The organism is Dyadobacter alkalitolerans DSM 23607, assembly GCF_000428845.1.
GTDB classification, from domain to species: Bacteria; Bacteroidota; Bacteroidia; order Cytophagales; family Spirosomataceae; genus Dyadobacter; species Dyadobacter alkalitolerans.
On the sequence record NZ_AUAS01000017.1, the window covers coordinates 1 to 21,543 of the forward strand.

At 45.2% G+C, this 21,543-nt stretch carries 15 protein-coding genes; 10 read left to right on the plus strand and 5 right to left on the minus strand.

All coding sequences use genetic code 11. From position 1 onward, the window contains the following. On the plus strand, nucleotides 1–288 hold a 288-nt coding region (locus G395_RS30140), incomplete at its 5' end, for a transposase (RefSeq protein ID WP_035361944.1). 131 nt (nucleotides 289–419) lie between these two features. On the opposite strand, the gene G395_RS0123335 is transcribed toward G395_RS30140, so the two are convergent. Continuing rightward, nucleotides 420–959, minus strand: coding sequence for a YciE/YciF ferroxidase family protein (locus tag G395_RS0123335; RefSeq protein ID WP_026632273.1), 540 nt, complete (start codon nucleotides 957–959; stop codon nucleotides 420–422). 255 nt (nucleotides 960–1,214) lie between these two features. Here G395_RS0123335 and G395_RS0123340 point away from each other — a divergent pair, with 255 nt between their 5' ends. Beyond that, complete coding sequence (locus G395_RS0123340; RefSeq protein ID WP_026632274.1) at nucleotides 1,215–2,138, plus strand: LEA type 2 family protein; 924 nt, start codon at nucleotides 1,215–1,217, stop codon at nucleotides 2,136–2,138. Between the two features lie 53 nt (nucleotides 2,139–2,191). On the opposite strand, the gene G395_RS0123345 is transcribed toward G395_RS0123340, so the two are convergent. Together G395_RS0123345 and G395_RS0123350 are read right to left on the minus strand one after the other, a co-directional pair. Further along, nucleotides 2,192–4,141 (minus strand): glycoside hydrolase family 127 protein, encoded by a 1,950-nt coding sequence (locus G395_RS0123345; RefSeq protein ID WP_026632275.1) that lies wholly within the window; start codon nucleotides 4,139–4,141, stop codon nucleotides 2,192–2,194. A 63-nt stretch (nucleotides 4,142–4,204) separates the two neighbouring features. Then, nucleotides 4,205–5,572 carry a sigma-54-dependent transcriptional regulator gene (locus G395_RS0123350; RefSeq protein ID WP_026632276.1) on the minus strand — a complete coding sequence of 456 codons (1,368 nt, stop codon included), beginning with the start codon at nucleotides 5,570–5,572 and terminating at the stop codon, nucleotides 4,205–4,207. A 361-nt stretch (nucleotides 5,573–5,933) separates the two neighbouring features. On the opposite strand from G395_RS0123350, the gene G395_RS0123360 reads away from it, so the two are divergent. From G395_RS0123360 to G395_RS0123380, 5 genes are all read left to right on the plus strand, one after another. After that, nucleotides 5,934–7,181, plus strand: a complete 1,248-nt coding sequence (locus tag G395_RS0123360) for an efflux RND transporter periplasmic adaptor subunit (RefSeq protein WP_026632277.1) — start codon at nucleotides 5,934–5,936, stop codon at nucleotides 7,179–7,181. Between the two features lie 86 nt (nucleotides 7,182–7,267). Continuing rightward, on the plus strand, nucleotides 7,268–7,945 hold the full coding sequence (locus tag G395_RS0123365; protein ID WP_026632278.1) for an ABC transporter ATP-binding protein: 678 nt from the start codon (nucleotides 7,268–7,270) through the stop codon (nucleotides 7,943–7,945). A 10-nt stretch (nucleotides 7,946–7,955) separates the two neighbouring features. Beyond that, a complete protein-coding gene (locus G395_RS30145) occupies nucleotides 7,956–8,369 on the plus strand; it encodes a hypothetical protein (RefSeq protein WP_051350336.1) in 414 nt (137 codons plus the stop codon). A 10-nt stretch (nucleotides 8,370–8,379) separates the two neighbouring features. Further along, the gene (locus G395_RS0123375) at nucleotides 8,380–10,809 is read left to right on the plus strand and encodes an ABC transporter permease (RefSeq protein WP_026632279.1); all 2,430 of its coding nucleotides are present in this window, start codon (nucleotides 8,380–8,382) and stop codon (nucleotides 10,807–10,809) included. Nucleotides 10,810–10,922: 113 nt separating this feature from the next. Then, entirely contained in the window at nucleotides 10,923–13,286 is a 2,364-nt protein-coding gene (locus G395_RS0123380) for an ABC transporter permease (protein WP_026632280.1), read from the plus strand. Here the strand turns inward: G395_RS0123380 and G395_RS0123385 are convergent. Beyond that, on the minus strand, nucleotides 13,283–13,684 hold the full coding sequence (locus G395_RS0123385; protein WP_035361945.1) for a PIN domain-containing protein: 402 nt from the start codon (nucleotides 13,682–13,684) through the stop codon (nucleotides 13,283–13,285). The genes G395_RS0123380 and G395_RS0123385 overlap by 4 nt on opposite strands. Continuing rightward, a complete protein-coding gene (locus tag G395_RS0123390; RefSeq protein WP_026632282.1) occupies nucleotides 13,677–13,922 on the minus strand; it encodes a hypothetical protein in 246 nt (81 codons plus the stop codon). Before G395_RS0123390 ends, G395_RS0123385 begins: the two co-directional genes overlap by 8 nt. Before the next feature lie 75 nt (nucleotides 13,923–13,997). On the opposite strand from G395_RS0123390, the gene G395_RS0123395 reads away from it, so the two are divergent. From G395_RS0123395 to G395_RS0123405, 3 genes are all read left to right on the plus strand, one after another. Further along, nucleotides 13,998–16,382, plus strand: coding sequence for an ABC transporter permease (locus tag G395_RS0123395; protein ID WP_026632283.1), 2,385 nt, complete (start codon nucleotides 13,998–14,000; stop codon nucleotides 16,380–16,382). 230 nt (nucleotides 16,383–16,612) lie between these two features. After that, entirely contained in the window at nucleotides 16,613–19,069 is a 2,457-nt protein-coding gene (locus G395_RS0123400; protein ID WP_026632284.1) for an ABC transporter permease, read from the plus strand. Between the two features lie 23 nt (nucleotides 19,070–19,092). Beyond that, nucleotides 19,093–21,513: an ABC transporter permease gene (locus tag G395_RS0123405; protein ID WP_026632285.1), complete on the plus strand. Its 2,421-nt coding sequence runs from the start codon at nucleotides 19,093–19,095 to the stop codon at nucleotides 21,511–21,513. Nucleotides 21,514–21,543 lie beyond the last annotated feature (30 nt).

Below are 21,543 nucleotides of genomic sequence, written 5' to 3' on the forward strand. Positions count from 1 at the left end.
TATGCCATCAAAAGCTGGCGCGAAAACTGGGATGAGCTGACTGTCTTCTTTGACTTTCCATTGGAAATCCGCCATATCATTTACACCACAAATCTCATAGAGAACCTAAATGGGAAAATAAGAAAGTACACCAAGAACAAACTGTCCTTTCCGACTGATGAAGCAGTAATGAAATCGGTATATTTGGCCCTAAGGGAGGCTTCAAAAAAATGGACCATGCCGATCCGAAACTGGGGCATGATCCTGAATCAATTTTTGACTATTTTTGAAAATAGGGTCAGGCTATAAGCTTTGCCCAACCCCGATTGAAAAGTTTACACAGTTAATGAGATAGTCCCTTTTTCGATTTACTAATAACTGAAAAGGGTTGACCATATGGCCAACCCTTTCTCTTTAATCTGAGGATGAAGTGTAATAGCTTATTCAGCGCTGGCTTCTTCGTTTACATACGTTTCAGCTAGCTCTGTCAATTTATGGTCTGTTTCGCCTTCCTGGTCAAGCGTTTGTTGCAGTAAATCTGCTACGTCGCTGTGGCCTAATGTTCTGGCAATGTTTCTCAATGTTCCGTAAGATGCGATTTCATAATGCTCAACTTTCTGAGCAGCCATAATCAATCCGCAATCGCGAACCATTGTTCCTTTATCGGTGCTGCTGATAATTTCTTCTGCTTCTTCAATAAGTCCTTCCATGGCCGCACATTTCTTAGCTTGTGCTTTCTCGCCTATCAGACCAAAAACTTCTTCCAGTCTGGCCGCGTGTTCTTCTGTTTCAGTTGTATGTTGTTCAAAAGCAGCTTTAAGTTCTTCCGAAGTAGCATTTTTAGACATTTTTGTCAATGCTTTTGCAAGGTGTTTTTCTGCCCAGTAAATGTCTTTAAGACCATCTACAAATAGTTCTTTTAGCTTTTCGCTGTCTGTTCCTGTAATCTGGTTAACGTTTTTACTTTTAGTAGCTTTCATGATTCGTAGTTTTTAATAGTTTATTGTTGTCTGTGAAGGATCATGTTATCGTCCTTGCCCCCACATTGTTAAAAACCGTACCAGCGCTTTGCCCGTGGCCCAATGCTGGTTGCCTGGTTTCTATGAAGATTTAAGTACACATATAGCTGCGTAAAATCCAGTTTTGGGGAAGTTTTTATGGCATTGCGTGCGTGTGGGATATTTTTTGGAATGATTTTTGAGCAATCCCAATATCTAATTGAACCCTCATTTATTATGCAGTCCAACCGATCGCTCAAAATCGTACTCATTATTTTTGTCTTCATTGCAGCCGGTGCCATAGGCTGGTTCCTTTTCAAAAAATATAAAAATGAAAACGCCAATCCCGTTTCAGGACTAAAACCGCGCGTAGAAATGGGAATCGGGCAAATCAGCAACATTACAGACACTACTATTGATTTATCACTGAAGCTTTTGGTGGACAATCCCCTGCCCGTAGGTGTGGACGTAGAGCGCTTCAGTTATTTTGTGCAGATGAACGGAGTGACCATTGTAGAAGACGAATATGCTAAACCGTTAACGATTAACCCGCGCGACAGCACATTGGTTACTATTCCTGCGAAGTTGAAAATTGCGAAGCTAAAAAAGGAAGGAGATTCGGAAAATGCTGCGGGAGAAGATAGCGCCGATTATCATTTCGAAGGCCATTTTCATTTAAAGAAGCCGATTTTAGGTAAAGACAGCATTGTGCTGGATATGGACAAAAGGCTGCCGCTTTACAGGCTTCCCAAGGTTGAGATTGTGGATTATGAGATGAAAAAATTCAGTCTGGGTAAATCGGAGATTGTGTTAAAATTAAAATTCTCCAATCAGAATCCGTTTCCCGTTCAGTTTGAAAATCCTGCTTACGTCGTTGACCTGGGTAAGCAAAACCGCCTGGCCGAAGGGAGCGTAACGGGAGTTACCAAGGTGAAAGGGAAGAGCAGCGAAATCTACGAAATCCCGCTTGCCATTGATATGGGCAAAGTCCTGAAAGCAGCCGGTCAACTGGTTTCAAAAGGGAAACAGTTACCTTTTGTTTTGTATTTCAAAAGCAAACTGGTCTCAGAAAACGATATCTTTAAAAACAGCGACGTTAACATTATCGTCAACGGAACATTAAAGGATCTGGAAACGGTACAAAAAAACCTTTCGAAGTAAACTGGACTTCGAAAGGCTTCCTATACTGTAAAAGGCTTATCAAATATGGGTAGTTACCGGGCTTTGTTGAACCAGATCACCATTTCATTCGGACCTCGGTTAGCCCAGGCGTAGTAAGGAATGAGCGTCACATTACCGGCTTCGGCTTTCAGAAGATTAATGCCGCCCAGCAAGCTTTGCTGATAACTCGCAGCGAAGTTCTGGCTTTCGGAAATGGGTATATCCAGTGCCTTTCCGTTGTTGTCATGGCCTTCTGCGCAATACAAAACAGGCCCGCGCTCGATGGCTATTTTATCTTTATTAGCCGTAATATTTTCATTGGAAATGATCTTTCTGACCGGCATATCCAATGCCAGCTCTACCTGATCCCCTTTTTTCCAATTACGGGCCAGCTTTATATAACCTTTTTCAATCGTTGCAGGCATGTTTTTGCCATTAACCCGCAATGTTACCGGCTTGGAATCTTTGTTGGTATACGCATACAAGTCACCCGGAATCGCGTTACCCGTTGCCCAGCCCGGAATCCGCACCGACAATGTGAAATTTCCTGCTTTTTCCGGATCAACCAGTATTTTGACATTCCCGTCCCAAGGATAATTGGTTTGCTGTGCCAGTTTAACAGCATTATTATTTACTGTTAATGTTGCTTCGTTATCTGCAAAAAGATTGATGATCAGCTCGTTGCCTTTTGTTGCATAAATGTAAGCAGGCATTGATGGCAAGAACCGGGATACATTGGTAGGGCAGCATGCCGTTCCAAACCAGGCCTGCCTTTCAGCTCCAGAGCCCTTGTTAAAATCATTTACACCATTGGAAGCCATGGGGTTTACATAAAAAAACTTATCTCCCTTCACCGACATACCACCCAAAAAACCATTATAAAGCACACGCTCGAAAACATCCATGTATTTGGATTCACCCGTATACAGATACATTTTATGGTTCCAAAGCATGTTGGCGATCGCCGCGCAGGTTTCTGCATATGCGTTGTCATTCGGGAGGACGTAAGGTTTGTCAAAAGCCTCGCCATCCTCGCGCGCGCCCACGCCGCCGGTGACATACTGCTTTTTCTCCGTCGCATCGTTCCATATTGTATGAATAGCATGGCTGTGTTCAGGCTTGTCCTCGATCGTCAGCATGTCCGCAACTGCCGTGTATAAGTATTGCGCACGAACCGCATGACCGACCGCTTCTTTTTGTCTCACAAACGGAACCTGGTCCTGAAAATATGCCGGGCCAAGTTTGTGCTCGTCCAGATACAAAGCGCGCTTATCCGAGCGACCACGCATATCAATGAAGAATTTTGAAAGATCCAGATATTCCTTTTTGCCAGTAGTCCTGTAAAGTTTGATCAATGCAATTTCAATCTCCTGGTGTCCAGGAACGACTAACAGCTGGCCCGGTTTGGTGCCAAAAGTCTTGACAAGATGATCTGCATTTTTGGTCGCAACATCAAGCAATGTTTTCTTGCCCGTAGCTTCGTAATGGGCAATGGCCGCTTCATAAAGGTGCCCCACATTGTAGAGTTCGTGGCTGCCGTTTTCAAATCCGTAACGGTAAGGGCCGGCAATCCAGTCGTAAGAACCGGTGGTGTCTTTGTTAATGGTCCGGATTGTGTATAAATAGCCATCCGGCTCCTGCGCGGCTGCAAAAAGCGTGATCAGGCTATCCAGATAATGGTCCAGTTTTGGATCGTATTGGTTTTGCAGCACATAAGCCGCGCCTTCCACAACCTTAAAAACATCGGAATCATTAAAGCGTACGCCTTCGAATTTTCCCTTTTTGAGCCCGCCAGCCACTGCAAAATTGTCGATCCGGCCCGATTCTTCACATTGTTGCAAAGCATGCGGAACAGTAACTTCGCGCGCGGCTTCCACGCGTGTGTGCCAGAACCCTTGTTTTGTTTTTACATTTTTAAGCGGAACGGCGTTGATTTTGCTGTTTTGCGCAAAAGATAACTGATAGCAAAACAGCAGGGAGAATAGCCAGAAATATTTGGTCATTATATGAATAAATTGAGAGTAACCTGAGAAACTTTATTCGATATGACCCAAAAAACATGCCAATTAAAGGCCGTACTTCTCCATTCTCCGGTAAAGTGCCGCACGGCTGAGACCGAGCTCTCGTGCTGCATCTGTAATATTTCCGTTAAAACGTTTCATGGCTTTCACGATCAAAGTCTTCTCCATATCTTCCAGGTCGAAGCCGGTGGCGGTGGTTGGCGTGCCGCCGGAGCTTTTCAGGAAAAGGTCGTCGGGCTGTAAAGTTTTTTCCTGCGAAAGGATCACAGCGCGTTCAATCGCGTGCTGCAATTCGCGGATGTTTCCCGGCCAGTTGTACTGCTGCATTTTCTTGATCAATGCACTGCTAATGTCGTTAACCGGGCGGTTGTATTTCTTGCCGTATTGTTTAAGATAATATTCGGCTAGGGCGCTGATATCTTCCGGACGCTCGCGTAATGGCGGCAGGTCCAGTTCAATGGTGTTGATCCTGTAAAGCAAATCCTGGCGGAATGTTTTTTCAGTCACCATTTTTTCAATGTTCATATTCGTAGCGCATAACAACCTCACGTCCAGAGCAATGGGTTTGTTGGATCCCACACGCGTAACGCGTCTTTCCTGGATCACCGTCAGCAGTTTCGCTTGTAATGCCAGCGTAAGGTTTCCTATTTCATCCAAAAAGATGGTCCCGCCTTTGGCCTCTTCAAATCTTCCAGCGCGGTCTTCTTTTGCATCCGTAAACGCACCCTTAACATGACCAAAAAGCTCGCTTTCGAACAAACTCTCACTCAATGCACCCAAATCCACAACCACGAACGGCTTGTCGGCACGTTTTGAATGCTGATGTATATGCTTGGCCAGCTGTGTTTTACCGGTTCCGTTCTCGCCCAGGATCAGGACATTAGCATCTGTGGCGGCCACGCGTTCTGCGGTGGCCAGCACTTGTTTCATCGAATCACTTGATGCTACTATGGCTTCGCCGGTTGACTTGCTTTTTTTGCCGTCGTCTTTGCTTTTTTCCTCCGCAACGACCTGAATTTTATCATTGCCGCCTTCAATGGCACCGCTTATGGTGGCCAGCAGCTTATCATTTTCCCAGGGTTTCAGCACAAAATCCGTGGCACCTGCCTTAATCGCGCGAATGGCCATTTCAATGTCTCCGTATGCCGTGATCATGATCACTTTAGAAGCTGGCTTGATGTCCAGAATGCGATCCAGCCAATGAAAGCCCTCGCGGCCGCTGTTCACGTCGCGGGTGAAGTTCATGTCCAGCAGGATCAGGTTATAATCGCCGTTGGTGACGAGGAATGGCAGTTTCTGCGGATTTTTTTCAATGTCCACCGCTTTGGCATGGCGCTTCAACAGGAGTTTGGCCGCACTTAATACGTCGACATCGTCATCGATGATCAGGATTTTTGCTTCAGAGAGTTGCATGGCTGGTTTTGGGGTTGCTAAGGGCTAAATCCCTTTATTGGCAATTGTTTGGAAAGATAGCAGAAGCATTTTGAAATTTAATTTTATAACCCGTTAAAAAGTCAGTATTTTACCCTAATAAGCATAAAAATGGCTTGTCCGCACCCGAACAAAATTGTCCGTTATCGGACATTCAAATTGGTTTTAAATAAGCTTAATGCATTGATATTTAGTATTTTGTACGGCATCGCCGCCTTTGGCATAGGGATTGGATAACATAGATCAAAGTTTAACAGCGAATCCAATCACCAACAATATAATGGAAGTCAAAACACCTAACTCATCCAGCACCAGTAACAACGGTTTCACCGGGGGCTCGACAATGGACAAAATCAAACCAAAGAAATTCTGGAACACACAACGCATTGGTATAATCGCAGGCAGCACGCTGCTGGTTGCCTTTTTAGTATATCAATTTTTCTTTGCTGATAAACGCAGCAAGCTGAATGTTGAGCAAGATAAACTGACAGTTTCAACTGTTAAACAAGGTAAATTCGACGAATTCATTGTGGTAACCGGCGTTGTGCAGCCATTGAAAACCATTCAATTGGATGCCATTGTAGGCGGATATGTTACCGAGAAACTCATTGAAGGCGGTAACATGGTAAAACAAGGCGATGTACTTTTAAGATTGGAAAACCAAAACCTGAAACTGAGCTTTCTACAATCGGAAACGGAGGCGAGCCGACTGGTAAATGATCTTCAAAATACACGCCAGAGCTTGCGTATTGCCCGATTTAACCTGCAAAAGACATTAAGCGAGCTTGATTTCCAGATCGATCAGGCGAAGGATGCACATGAGCGGAATGCCAAGCTTTACAAGGATAAAGTGATTCCGGATGCGGATTATTTGAAAACAAAAAGAGAATTTGACCGCCTGACCAAGCAGCGCGAGATTGAAGTTGAATCACAGAAATATCAGGAAGAAAACTCCAAAATGCAGATTGCGCAGCTGGAAGGAACATTGGCCAGCACGCAGAAGAACGTAAATCTTTGGAGACAAACGCTTGAAAACCTGTCGGTTAAGGCACCAGTTTCCGGCTTGCTTTCTTCTATGAATGTGGAAGTAGGATCGAACATTAACCAGGGCCAGAACATTGGACAAATTGATGACCTGAACGGTTTCAAGATGCGTGTAAGTGTAGACGAACATTACATTTCGAGGATATTTGCTGGCTTGATGGGTTCCATGGAATTCAACGGAAAAGATTACGGATTAAAGATCATCAAAATCTATCCGGAGGTTCTGAGCGGAAGATTTGAAGTGGATATGCAATTTGATAAAGGCGCTCCTGAATTGATCAAGAGAGGCCAATCGGCTCCGATTCGTCTGCAATTGGGACAACCTTCACAAGCAACATTGCTTCCGGTGGGTGGATTCTTCTCCGAAACTGGTGGAAACTGGGTATATGTGGTGGGTGAGGACGGCAAGCGTGCCTCAAAACGTAAAATCACATTGGGCCGTAAAAACCCTGAGTATTTCGAGGTTCTGGAAGGTCTGCAGCCAGGTGAGAAAGTGATCACGAGCTCATACGAGAACTTCGGGGATAATGAAGTGCTGGAATTTTAATAATCAGACTCTATTAGTAATTAATTCAATCAATCATAAACTGGCCCATAGCCCTCAGCTGAAAGCCGATAGCCAAAGAAAACCCAATGATCAAAATTAGCAACCTTCATAAGATCTTTTCTACCGAGGAAGTAGAAACCACTGCCCTGAACGGCATTGACATGGATGTAAAAGACGGCGAGTTTGTCGCTATCATGGGACCATCCGGTTGTGGTAAATCTACCTTGCTGAACATTCTCGGTCTGCTTGACAATCCGAGTGAAGGCTCCTACGAATTCTACGGCACGGAAGTAGCCAAGATGTCGGAGAGGCAGCGCGCACAAATCCGTAAAGGTAACATTGGATTTGTATTCCAGAGTTTTAACCTCATCGACGAACTGACTGTTTATGAGAACGTTGAACTTCCATTGCTTTATCTGAAAACACCGCCGGCCGAACGCAAGGAGAAAGTAGAAGCAGCATTAACCCGCATGAACATGATGCACCGCCGCAATCACTTTCCACAGCAGCTTTCCGGGGGACAGCAGCAGCGGACTGCCATTGCCCGCGCCGTTGTAGCCACACCAAAAACAATCCTTGCGGATGAGCCTACGGGTAACCTCGACTCCAAAAACGGGGAAGAAGTAATGAACCTGCTGAGCCAACTGAATGCAGCAGGGACCACCATTCTAATGGTAACGCACTCACCATATGATGCGGGTTTCGCACACCGTATCGTCAACTTGTTCGACGGCAAGATCGTGACCGAAAAAGTGCACGTTTAGATCAGGCGCCATGAAAAGAATCCTTACAATCCTCCTCGCCGGCGTAAGTACGCTGGCGATCGCACAAAAGAGAATGAGCCATAGCCACGTGCTTCCCGCTCCGCCTGCGCCTGTTGCGCCTTCCGCTCCGGTTGCACCTCACGCGCCGGTTCTTTATTCTTCCGCAGATGCCAAAGCACAAATCTGGATCTCCGAAGATGAAGATCAGCAGCACGCTACGATCATTGGCGACAATGGTTATTCCAAACAAGTGAGGTTCAATAAGGAATCAGGAGAGCTGTTTTTGCAATACAAATTCAGCAAGCAGAATGAAGAATTTATTTACGAAAAAACGGTGAATGCGGCCGAGAAATCAGAGGAAGAACGCCAGGAGATCATTGACCACTTCGAGATTGAAATAGAGCTTCCCGGACGGGGCATTTAACACAACGGACATGCTGCAAAATTATATCAAGATCGCGTGGCGGAACCTGCGTAAGCATAAATTTTACTCATTCCTGAACATTTTCGGATTGGCACTCGGCCTTGCAAGCTGTTTGCTGATTACGCTTTATGTATTGGATGAGCTCAGTTTTGATAGATCTTTTGAACACGCAGACCGCATTCACAGGGTCAACGCAGACATTCGTTTCGGTGGGGCAGATATGGCGCTTGCCGTTGCGCCCGATCCGCTTGCATTTACATTAAAAAAAGATTATCCACAAATTGAGCAGGTTGTGCGGCTTCGTGAGAATGGAAGTCAGCTTGTACGCCGGTCGGAGGGCACCGAGAACCTGAAAGAAGATCAGGTATGCTTCGCAGATTCAACATTTTTCAAGGTATTTTCTCTTCCATTACTCATGGGAGATCGGGAAAAGGCCTTAAAAGATCCTTATACTGTGGTGATTTCCGAAAATGATGCGCTCAAATATTTCGGGAAGGAAAATCCGATGGGTAAGGGCTTAACAATTGATAATGACCAGACGTACACGGTAACAGGCGTGATGCAGGACATTCCTGCACAATCACATTTGCGGGACATGAATATGCTGCTATCCATGAGCTCTAATCCGGAAAGTCGGTTGAATGGCTGGGGAAGCCATAATTTTAACACTTATTTATTGCTTAAAGAAGGTGTCGATCCCAGGCAGTTCGAAAAGAACTTCGAAACTGTTTTGCAAAAATACACAGCTAAATGGCTGGTAAGCTTCATGGGTGCCTCGCTGGATGAGATTCGCAAGTCGGGCAGCTACTTGCGTTACTCGCTTATTCCGCTGACTGAAATCCATTTGCATTCAGACCGGACGGCTGAGATCAATGTGAATGGCAATATTCAATACGTATATATATTCGCGGTTGTTGCTTTGTTCCTCCTGACCATTGCCTGTGTCAACTTTATGAACCTGGCAACGGCCCGCTCTTCGAACCGGGCAAAAGAAGTCGGCGTCCGCAAAGCGCTGGGTTCGGAGAGATCTTCGCTGGTCAACCAGTTTCTCACGGAATCGGTCATGCTTAGCTTTTTTTCACTGGCGTTGGCTGTTGCGCTAGCTTATTTCGCTCTTCCGCTTTTCAATAATCTGGCAGGCAAGCAAGTCGAATTTCCGATTGGGGAAGTTGGATTTTGGATAACTTTATTGATTACGGGCGGTGCTGTGGGTGTTCTTGCAGGGAGCTATCCTGCATTTTTCCTTTCGGCCTTCAACCCACTGAAAGTTTTGAAAAACAGCGTAGAGCTGCAAGGAAAGGGAGGCTATCTGCGCAATGCGCTCGTTGTTTTTCAATTTGTGATTTCGGTCATGCTTATTGTCGGCACCGGTGTTATTTATCGTCAGCTTGATTTTATACAAACTAAAAAGCTGGGCTTTAATAAGGATCAGATGTTGATCGTGAACGACGCTTATGCTCTCGATAATAAGGCTAAGGCATTCAAGGAGCAGGTAATGCGCCTTCCGAATGTGGAAAATGCCACGGTAACAAGCTTCCTGCCCACGCCATCGTCACGTACCGATAATACATTTTTTCCGGCTGGCCAGATGCAGCAAGACAAGGGCATTAGTATGCAGAACTGGGCTGTTGATTATGATTTTATAAATACTATGGGATTGCAAATGACAAACGGTCGACCGTTTCAGGAAGAATTCCCATCGGATTCATCCGGCATTATCATCAACGAGGCCGCTGCAAAAGTGCTCGGGTATGCTGAGCCCGTTGGAAAGAAGATATTCGGATATGCAGATCAGGAGCTAAAACAACGCATTGATTATACGATCATTGGCGTTGTAAAAAACTTTCACTTTGAATCATTAAAGAAAAATATCGGCGCATTGAGCCTGGTGCTTTCGCGCAGCAACGGAACAGTCGTTTTCAAATTGAATGGCAGCGATGTGGCCCAAACCGTTGATCAGGTGGAGCAGCTCTGGAAAAAAATGGCTCCGGGGCAACCGTTCAGTTACCGGTTTATGGACGAAGATTTTAACAATGTTTACCGCAGCGAGCAGCGCGTAGGGCAGATTTTCATCACATTCGCAACGATTTCGATCATTATCGGCTGTCTGGGATTGTTCGGTTTGTCAGCTTACACGGCTGAGCGGCGCACCAAGGAAATAGGTGTGAGAAAGGTGCTTGGTGCGAGCGTTGCCAACATTGTGGCTTTGCTTTCAAAAGAATTTTTAAGGCTCATCATTATCGCCATCCTGATCGGCATTCCTATCGCCTGGTTTGGGATGAACCAATGGCTCAACGATTTTGCCTATCACGTAGACCTGGCCTGGTGGATGTTCCTGGCAGCCGGGGCGATTGCTATCACCATCGCGTTGCTCACCGTCAGTTTTCAAAGCATTAAGGCCGCACTTATGAATCCGGTGAGAAGCCTGCGGAGCGAGTAGGGGGCTATCGGCAACCGGGTATGAGCGATAAGCTTTGCTTGCAAGTGGGATTAGACTTGAAATAACATTTTTCAAATATACACCTGACGGCCAACTGCCGGCAACCCTTAGCTATGCTCAAAAACTATCTGAAAATCGCCTGGCGGAACTTGCTTAAAAACAAGACATTCAGCCTCATCAACATTCTTGGTCTGGCGCTAGGAATGGCTTGCAGCTTGCTCATTATGCTGTGGGTTCAGGATGAAATTAAGATGGATCGGTTCCATAAAAACGACGCCAGGATTTTCACCGTCATGGAAAATCAGCATTACTCTGGTGTGATTAATACGTTCGCTTCGACGCCTGGAATTCTCGCTGATAACATTGTAAAAGACATTCCCGAAATTGAAATGGCCAGCCAATGGCTTTGGGAAGAAGCGCCTGTGCTTGCAGTTGGGAACAATTTTGATAATGAGAAAGGGCGCTATGTGCAAGGTGATTTTCTCAGAATATTCTCTTTCGACCTGAGCCAGGGCGATGCAAACACAGCATTGAAACGTCCGGATGGAATTGTAATTTCTCAAAAGCTTGCCCAGAAATACTTCAAAGGCCAGGACCCGATGGGAAAAACGATGCGCATTGACAACAAAGATGACGTCATCGTGACCGGCGTTTTGAAAGAAATCCCATCCTATTCATCCGTCAAGTTCGACTTTTTGATGAGTTATGACCGCTGGATCAAAGACAAGTCCTGGGCCAAAGAATGGGGAAATAATGGTCCGCGGTGCATAGTAATGCTGGATAAAAATGCAGATATCGATAAGGTGAACGCCAAGATCAAAGGTTATCTCAAAACCAAAAATAAAGACAGCAACATTGATCTGTTCCTGATCAACTACGGGCAATCTTATCTTTATTCTAAATGGGATTCGGGTAAACAAAATGGCGGTAGGATAGAATATGTGCGTTTGTTTACTATTGTAGCGATTTTTATTCTGGTTATTGCCTGCATTAACTTCATGAATCTGGCCACTGCGCGTTCGGTGAAACGGGCTAAGGAGGTGGGCTTGCGAAAAGTGGTCGGTGCTTATAAATCCAGTCTTGTAGGGCAGTTTATGGGCGAATCCATTCTCATTACATTGCTGGCACTTGCTTTCGCATTGATCCTGGTCGGGGTTCTGCTGCCTTCTTTCAACACGCTCACCGAAAAGCAGCTTTCGCTGAACTTCTTCAATCCTACTTTGCTGCTTTTGCTGTTGGTTTTGACAACTATAACCGGCGTTTTTGCAGGAAGTTATCCGGCATTGTTCATGTCTTCGCTTAACCCCGTCGTGGTGCTCAAAGGAGCGTTGAAATTCAAGCCGAGTGCTGCTTATTTTCGTCAGGGGCTGGTTGTTTTCCAGTTCGGTCTGTCGATTTTGCTGATCTTGTCCATGATTGTTGTCTATCGGCAAATTGAATTTATTCAGAACAAAAATTTAGGGTTTAACAGGGATAATCTGTTATACATCAGTGATATAGAAAAAGGGATGCCGAAGAATTTTGCATCATTCAAACAGGTTTTGGAAAATGAACCCGGCATTAAAGCAGTCACCGTATCGCAGGCCAGTCCTATGGATTTTGGCAGTTCAACCATGGGCGTAACGTGGCCCGGCAAGGATACCACGCAACGGATGTTGTTCAATGTCAACCCCGTTGGATTTGATTTTGTAAAAACGATGGGCGTTAAGTTGCTGGACGGCAGAGATTTTAACCCGCAGTTTGGCACGGATACATCCAATTATCTGATCAATGAAGCGGCCGCCCGAAAAATCGGCTATAAGGATCCGGTGGGGAAAGAGCTAACCATGTGGGGTAAAAAGGGCAAGATTATAGGGCTCATGAAAGATTTTCACATTGGCTCGCTGCACGTTGCCATTGAACCGCTCATTGTAAATCTTCAACCTAAAACTGAAAACTGGGGCGCCGCACTCATCATGACCGAAGCCGGAAAAACCAAGCAGGCCATCGCGAGCGTTGAAAAGGTTTACAGACAGTATAATCCAGGATTTCCATTCAAATATCACTTCGCGGATGAGGAATTTGGCAATCTTTACAAAGCCGAGAACGTCGTTAGCAAGCTCTCCAATTACTTTGCCTTTCTTGCCATTTTCATTTCGTGCTTAGGTTTGTTTGGGCTGGCGGCTTTTACTGCGGAGCAACGGACCAAGGAAATCGGCGTGCGCAAAGTGTTGGGAGCAAGTGTTACCAATCTTGTAGGAATGCTTTCTATGGATTTTGTAAAACTGGTAGCCATCGCCGCATTAATCGCCTTTCCAATAGCCGGTTACTTCCTCCAAAACTGGCTCGAAAAATACGCTTACCGCATCAAAATGGAATGGTGGTATTTCGTAGCAGCCGGAATAGCAGCCCTCCTGATCGCACTTTTCACGGTTAGCTTCCAGGCCATAAAAGCAGCTTTAATGAACCCGGTAAAATCCTTGCGCGGTAACGATTAGATAAACGGATTCACAATGGTCAAGCGATTCTCGATCACCTGGTTATGTTGTAGATCTTCGGAATACAGGATGCTGCAATTAGCCTCCAATGCCGATGCTACAATAATGGCATCGAATAATTGGAAATCGTATCGGCGGATCAAGGCTGCGGCTTTCTCTAGTATTCCGGTATCCATGGAAATGATTTCGCAGAACGTCATCAATCTGATACACTTCTCTAAAACTGCAATCTTTGACAACTTATGCACCCGTTTGGTAACGTTTAGATATTCGGATATAACCTGCGAGCTGATGGCCGGCTCGCTGGCTAACAAAGATTCACTGATATGTCGTTTCTTTTCGTCCGAGAAGTCATATATGTACACCAGGATGTTTGTATCCAGTGCAATGTTACTCATCGTAGTTGTTGGCTTCGTCGCGATCAAATTTAAAATTGCTCAGATCAACCAGATCATCTTTAAAGATCTCCCGGATTTGTTCAATTCTTTGTTTTCTGGTCTCAATGTCGGAGTCGAGTTGCTCGGGCATTTCAATTTCTTTGGCAATTACCTCAACCTGTTTTCCAATCATTTCGTTGGGCAGGTTCAGCGTGTAGGAGTTGCCGGTGGGGACGATTATTTGTCTGATCAATTCCATAGTTATGTATTTAGTGTTATCCAAAGTTAATCAAAAAATAGCACAATCATAAGTCAACATTCACACCCAAAAGCCATGATCAAAAACTATCTGAAAATTGCCATTCGTAGTTTGATGAGGAATAAGATTTTCTCCTTTATCAATATTGCCGGGCTTTCGCTCGGGCTTACCTGCTGCATGCTTATTGTGCTATATACAAAGGATGAAGTCAGTTTTGACCAGTTTCAGGCACATAAGGACCAGCTTTTCCGTATTAAGGTAACCATGTCGGACAGCCGTGAGACCCGGACGCTCGGCAGTACAAACGCCATTCACGGGCCGAGCTTCAAAGAGGAGATTCCGGAGATTAAGGAGATTGTGAGAGCGCAGAGCAACACGTTTGTGACGAGGAAAGGCAATGAGCTGCTGAGCGAAGATGTGCTGTTTGCCGATAACAACTTCTTCACGGTGTTTTCAATGCCGCTGGTTGCAGGCGATCCGAAAATGGTACTCTCCAATATAAATTCCATTGTTCTGACAGAAGAAATAGCTGAGAAATACTTCAATACAACAGATGCGGTTGGCAAGACAATGGAGCTGAAAATCGGCGATAATTTTGAGAAGCTGGTTGTGTCCGGCGTGGCCAAAAAGTGCCCGCAGAATTCGTCGGTGCAGTTTGGTGCTGTGATCCCATTTCAGTTGCAGGTCGTGAGAGGCTGGACGGACAAAGATTGGCTGGGTTTTTATATGAATACATTCGTTTTGCTGCATGATAAAGCCAGTTACCAGGCCGTTGTTCCGAAGTTAGACCAGGTTTTCAAAAGCAAATCAGCCGAGGAAATCAGCAAGATCAAGGACTTTGATCAAACGATCAGTTTTAGTCTGCAACCGTTCCTGGACATCCATCTCGACAACGAAGTAAGCGACTTGCGTAATGGCCTCGGACGCGGCAGCAGCGCTATTTACAGTTATATCTTATCAGGCATAGCCATTTTCATCCTGCTGATCGCATGCATTAATTTTGTAAATCTAACTGTTGCCCGTTCCCTGAAAAGAGCCAAGGAAATCGGCATTAGGAAGGTTGTTGGAAGTCAGCGGAAGCAATTGATTTATCAGTTTCTGGGTGAATCATTTTTTCTTTCGTTCGTGGCATTTGTCTTTGCAATTGTCCTGACGCTTGCTGTTTTGCCTACGTTCAATGAGCTGGCTAATAAGCAATTGGCGTTGTCATATTTGTTGGATAGCAAGCTGGTTTCCGGATATTTTGCATTGTTCCTGGTAACAGGGGCAGTGGCTGGCTTTTATCCCGCATTAGTGCTCTCCGGATTCAGCCCGGCGCAGACATTATACAACCGCACCAGGCTGACACAGAAAAACTATCTGACCAAAGGTCTGGTCGTTTTTCAGTTTGCATTGTCCGTTTGTCTTGTCATCGGGACGATTGTTATTTATTCACAATTTAAATATTTGACAAATAAGGATTTAGGTTATAACGACAAAAATCTGATGAGTTTCAGCCTGGGTCGGGGCCAATCCGGTGAGAAGTATCTGGCTGTGGTGAAAGAAGAACTTGAGAGCATTGCAGGCATAGAAGAGGTTGCAGCATTCAACGGCAATTATAACGGAACACTGGCCAATATCGAAACCGGGAAAATGAATTTTGGATACATCGGCGTGGACGATAATTTTCTTAAAACGTTGGAAATTCCGGTCGTTAGGGGACGTAATTTCTCGAAAAGCTTTCCTTCTGATCCTGTGCAGTCTGCGGTTGTGAATGAAGCATTTGTGAAAAAGGCCGGATGGCAGAATCCGGTTGGCAAGCAAATTAATTTCGAATGGAAAAATCAAAAACTGACGGTCATCGGCGTAGTCAAAAATTATCACTATGCCTCGCTGAAAGACACAATCCAGCCGCTGTTGATGACGCAAGATCCTAATTATGGGTTAAGCACCTTATTTCTCAAACTGAGCAATGGGAACACTGTGGAAACCGTAAAAACGGTTGAAAAAATATTCCGCAAATACGTCCCGTTTATGCCGTTTGAATATCAATTTGAGGATGCAAGAAACCTGAAACGCTACGAATCGGAAGCGAAGTGGAAGGAAATGATCACATTAGCGGCCATGCTGTCTATTTTTGTTTCCTGCATCGGGCTATTTGGCCTGGCGACGTTCAATGCAGAAACCCGGGTGAAGGAAATCGGCATTAGAAAAGTGCTGGGGGCGTCCGCCGCCAGCATCGCAGCATTGTTATCTTCTGATTTCATCAAACTTGTCCTGGTTGCCATAGTCGTTGCGTTGCCCTTTTCCTATTACGCAGCAGACACCTGGTTGCAGGATTTTCCTTACCGCATCGCCATTTCCTGGTGGTATTTCGCCGTCGCCGCCCTATTAGCCATCACCGTAGCCCTGTTAACCGTAGGGTATCAAAGCATCAGAACTGCATTGATTAATCCGGTTGAGAGTTTGAAGAATGAGTAAATCGCCAACCAGTCCATTACCGAACAAAAGTGTCCGAAACCGGACACTTTTTTTTGTTTTAAATCAGATATAATAGATTGATAATGAGTATTATATGATGCATATGCGTGGTGTGGTATAATTATTCAATAGACTAAAATATCTATTTAGCTATGAAAAATAAAATATCCTCTTCACCTCATGTTATCAACGTGTTTGCGGGTATCACGATTAATTAAGGAAGATTAGCCATGATCAAAAATTATTTAAAAATTGCCTGGCGGAATGTGCTTAAAAGTAAGCTCTTTTCCGCCATTAATGTGTTTGGACTATCCGTTGGGATGACTTGCTGCATGCTGTTGCTGCTATACATTCAAAGCGAGATCTCTTTTGACAAACATCATGAACACATCGACGACCTTTATCTGCTCCGCAGCGAGAATGTCCAGTCCAATGGTGAGACAATGGATAACCCGCGCGGCCCGGCCCCGTACGCACAGGCCATGAAAATGGAATTTCCGGAAGTGGTTCAGGTAACCAGGCTCTGGCAGAACTTCCTGGAAGACAAGTCGCTTTTTACGGTAAACGGGCAGGGGCAGGGCGAGAAGTCATTCTATGAAACAAATGGAATCCACGTCGATTCGACGTTTTTTGATGTCTTTACGTATGAATTTGTTGAAGGCAATCCGCAGACTGCATTGAACGACGCGCACGCGGTGGTGCTTTCGGAAGCAGTTGCTAGAAAGATTTTTGGCGGCGGACCGGCATTGGACAAGACGATCAGGATCGGAGGAAAAACAGGGAATAACGAGAATTTCAGGGTAACGGGCATTTTCAAAAATCAGGGTGGAAAGTCTCACATTGATGCGAATTATTTTGTCTCGATTCATGCTGGCTGGGTGGGCGATTATCTGAGGCAGTCGGATCTGAATTTTACAAGTAACAATATGTTTTATCATTATCTGCGTTTGAAGCCAGGCACAAGCGCAGAAAAATTTGGTCAGAAACTTCCTTCATTTATCGAGAAATATGCCCGTAAGGATCTGAAAATCGCTGGTTTCGATAAAAAACTGGCTTTGTTGCCAGTCAAAGACATTCACCTTTTCAATAAGATTGACAGAATAGTAACCAGCACGACAAGCACAACTTACCTGTATGTTCTTGCTTCAATAGCCATATTCACGTTGCTGATTGCCTGCATTAATTTTATGAACCTGGCAACTGCCCGCTCGGCAAAGCGCGCCGCGGAAGTGGGGATGCGAAAGGTAATGGGCGCAGGGAAAAGCGGTCTGATCGGTCAGTTTTTGGGTGAATCCATGGTGCTTACGTTTCTGGCGCTACTGGTTGCGGCCGCTTTCGTCGTTTTGTTCCTTCCCATTTTTAATCAGCTTGCGGATAAAGCATTGTCTTTATCGGAACTGTTCAAGCCTGAAATCATTGCCTCATTCGTTGTTCTGGCATTCATTACTGGCTTGCTGGCAGGCAGTTATCCCGCCTTTTACCTGTCTGTTTTCAATCCGCTGGATGTTATCAAGGGAAAATTTGTCAATTCGGTGTCTGCTACGGCATTGCGGAGAGGGCTGGTTGTGTTCCAGTTTGTGATCTCGATTGGTCTGGTTGTGGCAACGATGGTGATTCAGGGGCAGATTAATTTTATGCAGGAGCAGCCACTGGGTTTTACCAAAGAACAACAAATTGTAATTCCGTTCAGAAGTGAGGAATCGCGTAAAGCGTATACTGCCCTCCGTAACGAGATGTTGGAAAATAATCAAATCACCGCCGCGTCGGGGACAGCCTATTATCCGGGAATTCTGAATCCGAGTGATATGTCGGTATTTTTGCCCGGACAAAGTGTAAATGAAGACGGGCTGGTGAAGGCAAACTGGGTTGCGCCCGATTTCATGGAGACTATGGGTTTCAAAATGGCGGCAGGCCGGATGTTTTCGGCCGCATTTCCAGGCGATACCAACTATAAAATTGTCGTGAATGAAGCAACATTGCGGAAGTTTGCGATCCCCCTGGAAAAGGCAGTTGGGCAGCACCTGGACTTTAATTCGGGCGATAATGCTATCAGTTCGCTGGAAATTGTGGGTGTGGTGAAAGATTTCCATTATCAGGATCTGCACAAAGCCATTGAACCATATGCCTTTTTTCTCAGTGCAAATGCAAATCATAACTACATCATTGCCCACGTCAATACCAAAGATGTGAGCCGGGTGCTGCCTTTTATGGAGGCTAAGTGGAAGTCGCTGGTGCCGGGTGAGCCATTTACTTACACATTTCTCGACCAGGATTTCCAGAGCAATTACGCCGCTGATGCACGCACGGCAAGAATTGTGAATTCGTTTACTATCATTTCTATTCTGATTTCATGCCTGGGCTTGTTCGGTTTGGCGGCTTTTGCGGCGCAGCAAAGGATCAAGGAAATTGGTGTAAGGAAGGTTTTGGGCGCTTCCACTGGCAGTATTGTGGGGCTTCTTTCAAGTGATTTTATCAAATTGGTGATCATTTCCATGCTGATTGCAACGCCTTTGACCTGGTATATTATGAATCAATGGTTGCAGGATTTCGCTTATAAAATCAGCATTCAGTGGTGGATGTTTGTGGCGGCAGGCACATTGGCCGTGGTTATTGCCATGATCACCGTGAGCACGCATGCGATTAAAGCGGCGCTTACCAATCCGGTGAAATCTTTGAAAAGCGAATAAAATAACGATCAGCTGACATTCCCATGTTCAAAAACTATCTTAAAATCGCGCTGCGTAACCTTTGGAAAAGCAAGGGCTACGCGTTTATCAATATCGTAGGCCTGTCCGTAGCATTCTGCATCAGCGCTTTCCTGTTTCTTACGGCTTACTTCCAGTTGTCATTTGATAATTTTCATAAAGACAAAGAGCGCATTTATCAAACCTATTTTATGTCCAATGATCCGGAAAAAGCGCAGGCTTCCGGCTCGATGCCTTTTCCGCTGACGCCCGCATTGAAAGCGGAATTTCCAGAAATAGAAAGCATTACGCGAGTGGTGAATGGCAGTGATGTGCTGGAATACAAAGGGAAATATTTTGATAAACAAGTAATGTTTGCAGACCCTGATTTCCTGAAAATATTCACATTCCCACTTGTAAAAGGCACGACGGAAACGGCGTTGCAAGATTTGAGCAGCATTGTAATCAGCGAAAACATGGCAAAGGCCATATTTGGAAAAGAAGATCCGATGGGCAAGTCGTTGCAAGTTGGTTTGGATGAAAATCGTAAAGAATATGTGGTTACAGGCGTTTTAAAAGATTTTCCTGAAAACTCGACGATCAAATATGATGCATTTGTGCGAACAGAAAACGACCGGGGATATCAACAGTCGAAGGAGCAGTGGGACGCGCATTCACACAGGGTGTATTTAAAATTGACCCCTAATGCAGATCAGGCGGCGTTTGAAAAGCGGCTGAAACCATTTGCAGCAAAATACTTCGCAGATAATATTACCAGTTTAAAAAGAAAGGGTGCAAAGCCGGACGAAAGGGGTGACATTTTTGCAATCAGGATCCAGAGCCTGAAAAACCTTCGTTTCGATTCAAGGATATCAGGCGGTGGGGCGGCACCGATTGCGCTTGTATATGCGCTGATGGGAATCGGTTTTTTTATTCTTCTAATCGCTTGTATCAATTTTATTAACTTAAACGTCGCCCGGTCATTCATCCGGGCGAGGGAAGTGGGTGTCCGCAAATCGCTTGGCGCATTGAAAAACCAGCTGTTTTTCCAGATCTGGGGAGAAGCTGCCGTGATCTGCTTTTTTGGCTTCCTAACCGGTGTAATACTCGCTGTTTTATTATTACCAACCTTCAATGCCACTTTCCAAAGCAAGCTAAGCCTGGATTACATGCTGGAACCTGACAAAATTGCGCTGCTTTTCGGACTGTTTATTCTGGTAACATTGATCGCAGGCGGTTATCCGGCCTGGCAAATGTCCAAGTTCAACGCAGTGGAAGTGCTGAAAGGCAAAGTAACTTTGAAAAAGCCAGGTGTGCTTCGGAATTCACTCATTATCGCGCAGTTTACGTTATCAAGCTTATTGATTTGCAGCACAATAATTGCCGTTCAGCAGGTTAACCATTTGCGGACTCAACCGCTCGGATTTGATAAGGAGCAGGTGATCAGTATTCCTGTTGGTAATAAGATCAATGGCAATAAAGTCCTGCGGAGGTTGCGTAATGAGCTCGAAGGAGATCCTAATGTGCTTGCTATCAGCGGAAGCGCGGTTAACCTCGGTGTGGGCAAGGACAGAAGTACTTCCAGGAGCGTCATTGGATTTACATATAAAGAAAAAGAGGTCACAACTGACTGGCTCCCCATTGATTATGATTATCTCAAAGTATTAAATATCAATTTGCTGGCAGGGCGGGAATTTAGTCCGGCTGTTCCAAGCGACTCGCTGGATAGGGTGATTATTACGGAAAGTATGGCCAAAATGATCCAGGAAAAAGATCCGGTCGGCAAATATTTCCAGACCGATACGGCGGGTGTCAAATATCAGATCATCGGTGTGATTCCTGACTTTACCCTATACTCGTCCAAGAATGAAAAAAAGCCTATTACCATGCATTTGGGCGGCTCGGGGTCTGTGAATTATATTTTGGTCAGGATTACTCCGCAGAGTGTGCGCATGGCCATGGATAAGTTGAAAAGTGTTTGGAATGAAGTCGCACCCGAAACAGAATTCACTGGAACATTTGTGGACGAAAACACCAATTCCTGGTATCGCGAGGAAGGACATTTGTCGAAAGTTTTCAGCCTGGCATCGGGCATCGCAATAGTTCTTTCCTGCCTGGGACTGTTCGCCGTCGCATTGATCGTGATGGAGCAGCGGACCAAGGAGATTGGTGTGCGTAAAGTGCTGGGTGCCAGCATTGCGAGTCTGGTTTTTGTGTTGTCCAAAGATTTCGTCAAGCTGGTTTTGATCGCAATCGTCATTGCTACGCCACTGGCCTGGTTCTTCATGCAGAAATGGCTTGATAATTACGCCTATCGCATCGAAATCAACCCGTTAATCTTCGTTTTAGTCGGCCTGGCAGCTATAATGGTCGCCGTAGCAACAGTAGGTTTCCAAAGCATCAAAGCCGCATTGATGAACCCGGTGAAGTCACTGAAAAGCGAGTGATGCGGGATATAGCGCATTTGAACATTTTCC

Coding starts and splice junctions, on each gene's coding strand:
- G395_RS0123335 (WP_026632273.1), bottom strand. CDS start 959: ATGAAAGCTACTAAAAGTAAAAACGTTAACCAGATTACAGGAACAGAC.
- G395_RS0123340 (WP_026632274.1), top strand. CDS start 1,215: ATGCAGTCCAACCGATCGCTCAAAATCGTACTCATTATTTTTGTCTTC.
- G395_RS0123345 (WP_026632275.1), bottom strand. CDS start 4,141: ATGACCAAATATTTCTGGCTATTCTCCCTGCTGTTTTGCTATCAGTTA.
- G395_RS0123350 (WP_026632276.1), bottom strand. CDS start 5,572: ATGCAACTCTCTGAAGCAAAAATCCTGATCATCGATGACGATGTCGAC.
- G395_RS0123360 (WP_026632277.1), top strand. CDS start 5,934: ATGGACAAAATCAAACCAAAGAAATTCTGGAACACACAACGCATTGGT.
- G395_RS0123365 (WP_026632278.1), top strand. CDS start 7,268: ATGATCAAAATTAGCAACCTTCATAAGATCTTTTCTACCGAGGAAGTA.
- G395_RS30145 (WP_051350336.1), top strand. CDS start 7,956: ATGAAAAGAATCCTTACAATCCTCCTCGCCGGCGTAAGTACGCTGGCG.
- G395_RS0123375 (WP_026632279.1), top strand. CDS start 8,380: ATGCTGCAAAATTATATCAAGATCGCGTGGCGGAACCTGCGTAAGCAT.
- G395_RS0123380 (WP_026632280.1), top strand. CDS start 10,923: ATGCTCAAAAACTATCTGAAAATCGCCTGGCGGAACTTGCTTAAAAAC.
- G395_RS0123385 (WP_035361945.1), bottom strand. CDS start 13,684: ATGAGTAACATTGCACTGGATACAAACATCCTGGTGTACATATATGAC.
- G395_RS0123390 (WP_026632282.1), bottom strand. CDS start 13,922: ATGGAATTGATCAGACAAATAATCGTCCCCACCGGCAACTCCTACACG.
- G395_RS0123395 (WP_026632283.1), top strand. CDS start 13,998: ATGATCAAAAACTATCTGAAAATTGCCATTCGTAGTTTGATGAGGAAT.
- G395_RS0123400 (WP_026632284.1), top strand. CDS start 16,613: ATGATCAAAAATTATTTAAAAATTGCCTGGCGGAATGTGCTTAAAAGT.
- G395_RS0123405 (WP_026632285.1), top strand. CDS start 19,093: ATGTTCAAAAACTATCTTAAAATCGCGCTGCGTAACCTTTGGAAAAGC.